The organism is Micromonospora sp. NPDC018662 (genome assembly GCF_044391475.1).
GTDB lineage: Bacteria > Actinomycetota > Actinomycetes > Mycobacteriales > Micromonosporaceae > Micromonospora.
On record NZ_JBISAC010000004.1, the window covers coordinates 303,676 to 314,226 of the forward strand.

At 74.9% G+C, this 10,551-nt stretch carries 6 protein-coding genes (1 of these 6 only partly in view); 3 read left to right on the forward strand and 3 right to left on the reverse strand.

The window, feature by feature from the left end; genetic code table 11:
• The first annotated feature begins 19 nt into the window (after positions 1–19).
• A complete protein-coding gene (locus ACH495_RS14935; RefSeq protein WP_396858280.1) occupies positions 20–1,639 on the forward strand; it encodes a glycosyltransferase family 4 protein in 1,620 nt (539 codons plus the stop codon).
• Between the two features lie 66 nt (positions 1,640–1,705).
• Here ACH495_RS14935 and ACH495_RS14940 read toward each other — a convergent pair whose 3' ends face one another.
• Positions 1,706–3,856, reverse strand: a complete 2,151-nt coding sequence (locus ACH495_RS14940) for a glycosyltransferase family 1 protein (protein ID WP_396858281.1) — start codon at positions 3,854–3,856, stop codon at positions 1,706–1,708.
• On the reverse strand, positions 3,853–5,295 hold the full coding sequence (locus ACH495_RS14945) for a glycosyl transferase (protein WP_396858282.1): 1,443 nt from the start codon (positions 5,293–5,295) through the stop codon (positions 3,853–3,855). Before ACH495_RS14945 ends, ACH495_RS14940 begins: the two co-directional genes overlap by 4 nt.
• A gap of 202 nt (positions 5,296–5,497) precedes the next feature.
• Here ACH495_RS14945 and ACH495_RS14950 point away from each other — a divergent pair, with 202 nt between their 5' ends.
• The gene (locus tag ACH495_RS14950) at positions 5,498–7,420 is read left to right on the forward strand and encodes a hypothetical protein (protein WP_396858283.1); all 1,923 of its coding nucleotides are present in this window, start codon (positions 5,498–5,500) and stop codon (positions 7,418–7,420) included.
• A gap of 3 nt (positions 7,421–7,423) precedes the next feature.
• Here the strand turns inward: ACH495_RS14950 and ACH495_RS14955 are convergent, their stop codons facing one another.
• The gene (locus ACH495_RS14955) at positions 7,424–8,602 is read right to left on the reverse strand and encodes a hypothetical protein (protein WP_396858284.1); all 1,179 of its coding nucleotides are present in this window, start codon (positions 8,600–8,602) and stop codon (positions 7,424–7,426) included.
• 293 nt (positions 8,603–8,895) lie between these two features.
• Here ACH495_RS14955 and ACH495_RS14960 point away from each other — a divergent pair, with 293 nt between their 5' ends.
• A protein-coding gene (locus ACH495_RS14960; protein ID WP_396858285.1) for a glycosyltransferase family 4 protein crosses the window boundary here: on the forward strand, positions 8,896–10,551 show its 5' portion. The gene runs 138 nt beyond the window's last position; the window shows 1,656 of its 1,794 coding nt (coding positions 1–1,656); it begins with the start codon at positions 8,896–8,898; its stop codon lies off the right edge, out of view.

Here is a 10,551-nt window from a genome sequence, read left to right on the forward strand (position 1 = left end):
CAACGAGGAGAAGCGCCCGATGCAAGCTGGCTCGAACACCGATGCCCGACCGACCCGGGGACGGGTGGTGATGCTGGTCGACAACGGGGTCCACGGCGACTCCCGGGTGCAGAAGGCCGCCCGGTCCGCGGCGGACGCCGGCTGGGAGGTCGTCCTGCTCGGCATCCGCAACGCCCGCTCCGAGGTGGACACCTGGCGGATCGGCGACGCCGAGGTGCGGCTGCTGCGCGTGCCCAAGCCGCTGCACCGGCTGCCCCGCGAGTACCGCCGGTCGCTGCGCCGGCCGCTGGCGTACGCGTCGACCACCGAGGCCGCCTACCGGGTCCAGGAGATCAAGGCGTGGCAGGCCGACCTCTACGAGCGCCGGGTCCGCGCCCGCGCGCTCGGCGGTGGGCTGCCCGCCACCGTGGGTCGTGCGGCCCAGCTGCCGTCCCGTGCCGCCGCCACGGCGCTGGCCCGGTGGGTGCGGCTCCGCAACGGGGAGACCCACCGGCTGCGCAAGGCCCAGCGTGACCCGGAGGCGCCGCTCAGCCGGCTGCCCATCCGGTTCTGGCAGAGCCTGCTCGGCAACCGCGCCTGGCGTCGGCTGGACCCCGGCCTGTGGGACTTCGAGCTGGCGTTCCGGACCGCGCTCGACGAGCTGAAGCCGGACATCATCCACGCCAACGACTTCCGGATGCTCGGCATCGGGGCGCGGGCGACGCTGCGGGCCCGGGCCGCCGGCCGGCACACCAAGCTGGTCTGGGACGCCCACGAGTTCGTCGGGGGCATCACCGGCCGGGCCGACAACCCGCGCTGGCTGCCGGCCCAGATCGCCTACACGGCCGAGTACGCCGCCTACCCGGACGCGGTGGTGACCGTCTCCGACACGCTCGCCGACCTGCTCCAGGAGACCCATGGCCTGCCCGAGCGGCCGGCCGTGGTGCTCAACGCGCCGATGGCCCCGCCGGCCGAGGCCGACGGCGAGGTGCCGGGCCTGCGGGCGCTGTGCGGCGTGGACGACCGGACGCCGGTGCTCGTCTACTCCGGCGCGGTGAACCCGAGCCGGGGCTGCCAGATCATGGTGGAGGCGCTGCCGGAGCTGCCCGACGTGCACGTCGCGTTCGTGACGATGAACCCGAACGGCGACAACACGTTCTCCGAGCGGCTGCGGGAGCGGGCCGTCGAGCTGGGCGTCGCGGACCGCGTGCACCTGCTGCCGTACGTGCTGCACTGGCAGGTGGTGCCGTTCCTGTCCGGCGCGGACGCCGGGGTCATCCCGATCCACCACAAGCCCAACCACGAGCTGGCGCTGATCACGAAGTTCCTGGAATATTCGCACGCCCGCCTGCCGATCGTGGTCAGCGACGTGAAGACCATGGCGCAGACCGCCCGGGCCACCGGTCAGGGTGAGGTGTTCACGGCCGAGGACCTGGCCGACTACGCGCGTGCGGTGCGCGCCGTGCTCGCCGACCCGCAGCGCTACCGGGCCGCCTACGACAAGCCGGGCCTGCTGGACGGCTGGACGTGGGAGTCCCAGGCCCGGATCCTCGACGAGGTCTACACCTCGCTGCGGGGCGATTCCCGGGCCGGCGGGGCGCGCCCTCCGGCGGCCCGACGGCCCGAGGACGAGCAGGAGCTGGCGGGCAGCGCGCGCTGACCCCGGGCAGGACGAGTTCGGCCGGCTCCCCCGCGGGGGAGCCGGCCGAGTCCGTTCGGGCGCCGGTCAGTCCATGCTGGCCGGCGGCTCCAGCAGCAGCCGGTCGAAGTCCTTCTGCGTGACCGACCAGTCCCAGGTGCTCAACACGTGCGACGCCGCCGCCCGGCCCGCCTCGCGCCAGACCTCCTCCGACGCGGTGAGCGCCAGGATCCGCTCGGCGGCCTCCTCCGGGGTGCCCACCACCCAGTCGCTCGGGAAGAGCGTCCGGGCGCTGTGCGGGCGGCCGGCGAAGAACGGCCAGTCGCGGACCACCGGCACGGCGCCGCTGGCCGCGCCCTCGACGAGCGCGCAGTGGAAGCTCTCCCGCAGCGAGGTGCTGAGGATGACCCCGACGTCGGTGAGCGCGCCGGGCACGTCGTCGGTGCGACCGGCCCGCACCACCGCGCCGGCCGCCTCCAGCTCGGCCAGCTCGGCGTCGAGTTCCCGGACGTACGCCGCGACCGCGGGGCTGAGCTCCGGGTTGAGCGGGTCGCCGACCAGCTTGAGGCGGTACCGCTCGTCGCGCCGGCGCAGCTCCCGCAGCACGGCCAGGGCCCAGCGCGGATCCTTGGCCAGCGAACTCAACCCGACCAGCCCGAGCGTGAACCGGCTGTCGGCGGAGACCTTCGGCGCCACGTACCGGTGCAGGTCCATGGCGTTGAAGATCATGTGCGTCCGGGGCCCCTGCGGGGCACGCAGCCGCGGCACCGCGGCCAGCGCCAGGTCGCGGAGGTGCTCGGAGACGAAGACCACGTCGTCCACCCGGGACCAGTCGGTCACGTGCGGCCACCAGCTGAACGCCTCGAAGCTGTGCAACCGGACGACCACCCGGGTGGTGCCCGGGTCGATCATCGACAGCATCGCGGCGCCCAGGTTGCACCAGTCCACGAAGACCGTGTCGGCCCAGTCGAGGTGCGGACCCCACGCCTGGCGGACCTCGCCGGCCCGCTTGGAGGCGCCGGCGAGCATGTGGAGCGTCACGTTCGTGCGGCCGTTGCTGAGCACCGGGAGGATCGACTCCTCCATCAGGTTCAGCCGGCGGACCTCCACCCCGGGCATCGCCTCGTAGCGCTCGAGGATCGGCCCGAGGAAGTTGTCGTTCAACCCGGTGAAGAAGAGCATCCGGTGCGGCCGGTCGGCCGGCGGGAACGCCGCCGGCTGCTGCCGGCCGCGCGGGGTCGCCAGCGCCCGGCCGGCGTCGCTGTCGTGCAGCGGCGCGAGGAACTTCTCCGGGTCCGCGGCCAGCGGCGAGGTGGTGCCGTCGAACTGCACGATCCGGTGGAACAACAGGTTGAACGCGCGCAGCACGTGCGGCGCGGCCTTGCCCGGGTTGCGCTTCTTGAGGAAGCCGTCGGCCAGTTTGAGCTGGCCCCGCACCACGGTCATCAGGTGCTCGGGCACCCGGCCCTGGCTCAGCTCCGCGTCGACGATCGGGCCGAGGAGCTGCCCCCTGGTCGTCGGGCTCTTCAGGCGGCCCTGCGCCGCCAGCGCCACCCGCTTCGCGCTGGCGCCGTGCCCGGACTTGAGCATGGTGCCGGTGACCCGCCGGGCGATCGTGCCCCGATGCCGTTCCGGCAGGCCGGGCGCGGTCACGGCCCCCTGCCAGAACCACCGCACCGGGCTCAGCTTCATGGCCCGCTTCCCGGTGCTCAGCTCGAACACCCGCTTCGCCAGGTCGGCGGTCTGGCTGCGGGTGGCGCTGGCCAGCACCGACGGGGCGGGGCCGACGGTGTGCAGCCGGGGCCGGCGGTAGCGCGCCGGGTCGGCCGACCGCTTCTCCACCGCGCGCAGCGCCGGCGCGATGCCGTAGACCGCGTCCGCGCGCCGGTGCCGCTGGGCCAACTGCCAGACCGTGTGCAGCGCCTGCGCGTCCAGCGCGACCAGGACGTCGGCGCGCTTGGCGTGCCGACGGACCCACGGGTCGCGCTGGGCGCGCAGCCAGGGCCGCCGGGCCGGGCTGGCCCGCTTGACCATCCGGCCGAACCGCGGGCCCAGCTCCTTGGCGGTCGGCAGCAGGTGCAGCTCGGCCAGCTCGGCGGCCGCCGGGATGCGCTCCGCCGGGTCGAACGTGGTGGCCACCCGGACGGTCGCGCCCAGGGCGCGGAACTGCGCCAACGCGTCGGTGAGGACCGCCACCCGCCCGGGGACGGTGCCCATCACCATCAGGACCTCGATCATGACCTACCTTCTCGGGCCAGGACGCGCGCGCCGGCGGTGGACGCCTGCGGGGCGCCGGTCGACGCGCCGGTGCCGAGGACCAGCTCGGTGACCTCGCGGACGGCGGGAATGAGCTGCTCCTCGCGGGCGTACTGCCGGGCCTCGGCGCGGGCCTCCGCCCGCTCCTCCGGCCCGGCCGCGCGGGCCATCGCGGCGGCCCGCCGGAACGCGGCGGCCAGCTCGGCCGGCTCCAACCCGACCGCGCCGGTCCAGAGCGGGTACGTCGACAGCACGGTGGAGGCGTCGTGGTCCGCCTCGTGGGCGGAGACCACCGGCATGCCGGTGGCCATGTATTCGTAGACCTTGCCGGAGGTCATGAACCGGCCGCCGGTCACCATCAGCACCACGGCGTCCCACCGGGAGTAGAGGTCCACCACCTCGGCCTTGGGCACCGAGCCGCCGACCACCACCCCGTCGGCGGCGGCGGCCTTGAGCAGCTCGGCGTGGGCGTTGTCGCCGCGCGCCCAGGCGGCGCCGATGTGGCCGCGGACCTCGAAGCGGGCGTCGGCCAGCGCCGGGTCCTCCGCGCGCGCCGTCCGCCAGCCCTCCAGCACGGCGGCGAGCAGCGGCACCGGCAGGTTGAGCGCGCCGAGGTAGCCGAAGGTGAGCGGCCGGTCGGCGGGGGCGGGCAGCGTCTCGGCCGGGATGCTGGCCGCGTCGTAGCCGTTGCGCACCACCCGCATCTTGTGCGCCAGCTCCGGGTAGCGCTCCCGGTACCAGCGGGAGATCGGCTCGTTCACGTTCCAGATGGCGATGGCGTTGGTGAGCAGCTTGATCTCCCACTGCCCGGAGACCGACTCCCGGGTGAACGCCTCACCGTTGTTGATCACGTCGACCGACCAGCCGTCGCGGAAGTCCACCACGTACGGGACCCGGTGGGTCTCCCACAGCTTCCAGGTGGCGGACAGGTTCACGTACGGGGCGCAGGTGGTGACCAGCAGGTCCACCGGCCGCTCCCGGTGGATCTGGAGCAGCGCCTTCTCCAGCGCGGGGCGCCAGCCGCCGAAGACCGGCTCCGGGAAGATCTTCAGGTTCTGCTTGCGCAGCTCGGCCAGGTAGTCCAGGTGTGCCAGCGCGCGCTGCTCGGTGAACGACCGGATGTCGGTCTCCAGGTCGTCCCGGAACAGCGGCAGCTTCACCACCCGGACGTGGGGGTCCACCCCCTGGGAGAGCGTGTGGTCCAGCCCGTACTCGCGCTCCCACGCCTCGTCCGCGATGGTGACCGCGGTCACGTCCCAGCCCGCCGCGGCGAACTGGTTGGCGGTCTCCCGCATCCGGTAGGCGCAGCTCTTGGCGGCCGGCGGGAAGCCGATGGCGAGGTAGATCATGTGCGGCCGGGACCCGGACCGTCGCGGCCGGGGGAGCTTCAACGAGTCCCAGAGAGTTCGCCCGTTGTTCATCGATTCCGATCCTGGGAGGGTGGGGGAGAGCGGAACGGCCCTCGGACAGCGTGCGGACCCTACAATAACTCCCCTCCGCGCACCGGACCCGCCGCCGCCCGGCGGGTCCGCGTGCCCCGGGTCACCCGCCGGCCCGGTCGGTCGGACACGCCGCCGCGGCCGGTCCGTGACCGGGGCCACCGCTTTCGTAGACTCCAGGGCCATGACCACGCCCGCGCCCGACACCCGCGACCGTGAGCCCGTCCCCGCCGGGGGCGCCGAGGCGACGGGGAACGGCACGCCCGACCCGACGGCCGCCACCGGCGCCGGCCGCGTGGCCGGGCCGGCCGCGCCGCCGGACCGCCCGGTGACCGGGGACGCGACGCGCCCGGACGCGGAACCGGCTGCCGAGGGCGGTCGCCCGCGGCGGTGGCGTCGGGCCGACGCGCTGGTCGCGCTGGTCTACCTCGCCGGCGCCCTCTGGGTCACCGCCCGGGGCTGGCGGGACTTCGACGGGCGGCTGCTCGGCAGCCGCCCCAACGACCAGGGCTTCAACGAGTGGATGCTGGCGTACGCGGCGCACGCGGTCACCCACCTGGAGAACCCGTTCTTCACCACGCTGCAGAACGCCCCGGCCGGGGTGAACCTGATGACCAACGTCGGGATGCAGCTCCCCGGGCTGGTGCTCACCCCGGTCACCCTGCTGTTCGGCGCGTCCTTCTCGTACCTGCTGTTCATCACGCTGAACCTGGCCGGCACCGGGTACGCCTGGTACCACGTGCTCTCCCGGCACGTGGTCGACTCCCGGGCGGCCGCGTTCGTCGGCGGGCTGTTCTGCGCCTTCGCCCCGGCGCTGGTCTCGCACAGCAACGGGCACCCGCACATCACCGCGCAGTGGCTGGTGCCGTTCATCCTCTGGCGGGTGGTCGCGCTGTCCCGGGGCGGGCACGTGGTCCGCGACGGCCTGGTGCTCGGCGCGCTGGTGGTGGTCCAGTTCTTCGTCAGCCTGGAGATCCTGTTCCTGACGGCGCTCGGCTGCCTGATGATGGTGATCGGCTACCTGATCGCCCGGCCGCGTGCGGCGCTGCGCCGGGCCGCGCCGACGCTGGGCGGGCTGGCCGTGACCGGTGTGCTCGTCGGCGTCGCCGCCGCGTACCCGCTGTGGATGCAGTTCGCCGGCCCGCAGCACCGGGTCGGTCACCCCGGCGACCCGGACGCCTACGCGCTGACGCTCGGCTCGTTCGTGCGGTACGCCACCGAGTCCGTGGCCGGCAGCCCGACCAGCGCCCTGCGCTGGGGCCCGAACACCACCGAGCAGTCCAGCTTCTACGGCTGGCCGGTGGTGATCCTCGTGCTGGGCGTCGTCTGGTGGCTGCGCCGCGAGACAGTGGTCCGGGTGCTCGCCGTGGTCGCCGCCGTCTCGGCGGTGTTCTCGATCGGCACCACCTGGACCGTCGGCACCCGACGCACCGACGTGCCGGCACCGTTCGCCCTGGTGCACGGGCTCCCCGTGTTCGACTCGGTGGTGGTCTCCCGGTTCGCGCTGATCACCACGGCGGCGCTCGGCATCCTGTTCGCGGTCGCCGGTGACCGGGTGGCCCGGGTGGGCGAGCCCGGCCGGTCCCGGCTGGTTCCCCGCCTGGCCGCGGTCGCCCTGCTCGCCGCGTTGCTGCCGATCCTGCCGACCCCGCTGGAGGTGCGGGGGCGCACGCCGGTGCCGGACTTCGTCACCAGTGGCGCCTGGCGGGAGCACGTCGCCCCCGGCCGCACGCTGGTGCCGGTTCCGGTCGACGGCATGACCTCGATCTACTGGAGCTCGGCGGCACTGGCCGGATTCGCGGTTCCGGAGGGCTACTTCCTCGGCCCGGTCTCCACCACCGACGCCACCGGCCGATGGGGGGTCGAACCGCAACCGACCGCGAAGCTGCTCACCGCCGTGTCCAAGGGTGAGCGGGACACCGCGGTCGGCCCGGCGGAGATCGAGCAGGCCCGGGCCGACGTCCGGCACTGGAAGGCCGACGCCGTGGCGCTGCCGGAGCGGGCCCGCCGGCACGACGACCTCAGGGTGGTGCTCGACGCGCTGTACGGGCCGGGCCGGCGGGTGGCGGACGTCTGGCTGTGGGACGTACGCCCGCTCACCCGGTGAGCGTCACGGCGACCGGGTCCAGACGAGCAGCAGGTAGCCGCCGAAGTAGGTGGAGAAGGCGGTCAGCGCGACCAGCACGGTGACGGCCCGGGCCCGACCGGCTCGGGCCAGACCGGCGGCGGCCGGCAGGAGCAGCGCGAACGCCGGCAGCAGGAAACGCGCCTTGGAGTGGTAGTAGCCGGCCGCGCCCAGCGTGGTGACGAGCATCAGCGCGCTGAACAGCAGCAGTTGCCAGGGCTGGCGGTCGAGCAGGCTCAGCACGAACAGCGTCACCGCCAGCAGCAGCACCACGCTCACCACGAGAAGCTGCGGCGCGGCCGAGTGCGCCAGCACCTCCCGCCCCCGGCGGAACGTGTAGACGCCGAAGTCGAACTGGCTGTGCCAGCCGGCGGACTGGATGTGGAACCAGCCGTCCAGCCGTCCGGTCTGGGTGCCCACCCAGGCCAGGTAGCCGAGCCAGCCGGCCGGGGCGAGCAGCGCCGCGGCCCACGGTCGCCACCCGTCCCGGCGGCGGACGATCGCGATCAGCGCGGCCAGCCCGACCACCGGGATCAGCGACGAGGCGGTGGGCCGGGTCAGACCGGCGAACAGGCAGAGCACGCCCGCGGTGAGCCAGTGCCGCCGCAGCAACGCGTAGAGCGACCAGGCGGCGAGCGCGGTGAACAGCGTCTCGCTGTAGGCCATCGACTCCACGACGGCGTGCGGCAGCGCGGCCCAGAGCGCGGCGAGCACCACCCCGGTGCGCCGGTCGTGCAGGTACGTCCCGATCGCGTAGAGGGCCCAGGCGGCCGCCACGCCGGCGAGCGCGGCCACCACCAGCCCGGCGGCGCGCGGGCCGAGCGGGCTGACCCGGTCCACCGCGCCCACCAGCGTGGGATAGAGCGGGAAGAAGGCCATGTCGCTCTGCACCCGCGGGTAGCCGTCGTAGCCGCGCCGGGCGATGTCGAGGTAGTAGGTGGCGTCGGCGTCGGTCAGCTCGCGTACCGCCGAGACGCCCCGGGACCGCGCCCAGGCGTACACGGCCAGCAGGCCGACCAGCCGGACCAGGGCGTAGACCGCGAGCGCGGGCGCCGCGTCGCGGGCCGCCGCACGCAGCCGGCGGGCGAGGCCGGGCCGGTGCCGGTCGGCTGCCGGCGCGGGCGCCGCGAGCGGACTCGGGCCCTTGGTTGTCACCACGTCCATTGTCTGATCCCGTCCGCCCTGAACTGGGGCGATTCCACGGCACGCGGGGTGCGCCGGGCGGCTCGGCGGAGGCCCGGTGGACGACCGCGGCGGCCACAGGTCGTTGAACAGGATGGAGGGTAGCAATCGCGGCCCGCCAGGTCGCGGACCCGCCGACGGCGGCGGGCGTTCGGGCCGGAACCGTTGTCGTAGACTCGCTCGGGTCCGCGGGCGCGGTGCTGGCGACGACGAAACGGGCAGGAATGGGATCTGACGGCACGACCGCATCGGCGGACACCCGGGGACGGGTGGTCATGCTGGTGGACAACGGGGTCATCGGGGACTCCCGGGTGCAGAAGGCGGCGCGGTCCGCCGCCGACGCCGGCTGGGACGTCGTCCTGCTCGGGCGCGCGCCGGTGGGTCAGCCGCAGAGCTGGCGGCTCGGGGCCGCCGAGGTGCGGCTGCTCCCGATGGCCGAGCCGCTGTCCCGCCGCCGGCACGAGTTCCGCCGCGCCTGGCTGCGTCACCCGCTGGCGTACCCGCCGAGCGGCGTCGCCGCGCACCGCACCCAGACGGTCCGGGCCTGGCGCGCGGACCTGGCCGTCCGTCGGGCGGCGCTGACCACCGCGGCCCGTGAGTCCGGCGCGGGCCGGCCCGCCGGGCTGCCCTGGGCCGCGCTGCGCGCCGAGGAGAAGCTGGCCGGGCTGACCCGCAGGTGGGTCGGGTTCCGCAACCGCCAGCTCACCCGGGCCCGCAAGGGCCGCAAGCTGGACGGCCCCTGGGACCGCGCCTACACCGCGTTCTGGCGAAAGCTGCGCGGCGACGGCGCGTGGCGTCGGCTGGAGCCCGGCCTGTGGGACTACGAGCTGGCCTACGGCCCGGTCGTCGACGAGCTGGCGCCGGACCTGATCCACGCCAACGACTTCCGGATGCTCGGCGTCGGCGCCCGCGCGAAGGTCCGGGCCGCCGCCAGGGGCCGGCGGATCGCGCTGGTGTGGGACGCCCACGAATACCTGCCCGGTGTGCAGCCGTGGCGGGACAATGCCCGCTGGCTGCCCGGCAACGTGGCGCACGAGCGGGAGTACGTGCCGTACGCGGACGCCACCACCACCGTCTCCGGCGGCCTGGCCGACCTGCTGCGCGACGAGCACCGGCTGGCCGAGCGCCCGGCCGTCGTGCTCAACGCCCCGGCGGTCGACGAGTTGCCGGCCGACCCGACCGGGCCGGTGCCGGACATCCGCGCGCTGTGCGGGCTCGGGCCGGGCACCCCGCTGCTGGTCTACAGCGGCGTGGCCGCCGCCAAGCGGGGGCTGGGCGTGCTGGTCGAGGCGCTGCCCCGGCTGCCCGGCGCGCACGTCGCCCTGGTGGTCAACAAGCCCACCTCGGCGTACGTCAGGGGCCTGGTCACCCGCGCCGGCGAGCTGGGCGTGGCGGACCGGCTGCACGTGCTGCCGTACGTGCCGCACCACCAGGTGGTCCGGTTCCTGGCCGGCGCGCAGGTCGGCGTCATCCCGATCCAGCACTGGCCGAACCACGAGATCGCGCTGATCACCAAGTTCTTCGAGTATTCACACGCCCGCCTGCCGCTGGTCGTCTCCGACGTGCGCACCATGGCCGAGACTGTCCGGGAGACCGGTCAGGGCGAGGTGTTCCGCGCCGAGGACGTGACCGACTTCGTCCGGGCGGTCACCGCGGTGCTCGCCGATCCGGCGCGGTACCGCGCCGCGTACGACCAGCCGGGCCTGCTGGCCGGCTGGACCTGGGAGGCGCAGGCGCGGGTGCTCGACGACGTCTACGCCCGGCTGCTGCCCGACGCGCCACCGCGACCGGCCACGCCGGTCGCGGCGCCGGCGCCGGCGGCGGGGGGGGGGGGCGCGGGGGCCCCCCGGGGGGGGGGGGGGGGGTGGCCGTCGACAAAACCAAGCCCTACCGGACCGCCGGGCGGGAGTCGCGGGGCGGGGCGACCAACG

Coding starts and splice junctions, on each gene's coding strand:
- ACH495_RS14945 (WP_396858282.1), bottom strand. CDS start 5,295: ATGAACAACGGGCGAACTCTCTGGGACTCGTTGAAGCTCCCCCGGCCG.
- ACH495_RS14955 (WP_396858284.1), bottom strand. CDS start 8,602: ATGGACGTGGTGACAACCAAGGGCCCGAGTCCGCTCGCGGCGCCCGCG.
- ACH495_RS14940 (WP_396858281.1), bottom strand. CDS start 3,856: ATGATCGAGGTCCTGATGGTGATGGGCACCGTCCCCGGGCGGGTGGCG.
- ACH495_RS14935 (WP_396858280.1), top strand. CDS start 20: ATGCAAGCTGGCTCGAACACCGATGCCCGACCGACCCGGGGACGGGTG.
- ACH495_RS14950 (WP_396858283.1), top strand. CDS start 5,498: ATGACCACGCCCGCGCCCGACACCCGCGACCGTGAGCCCGTCCCCGCC.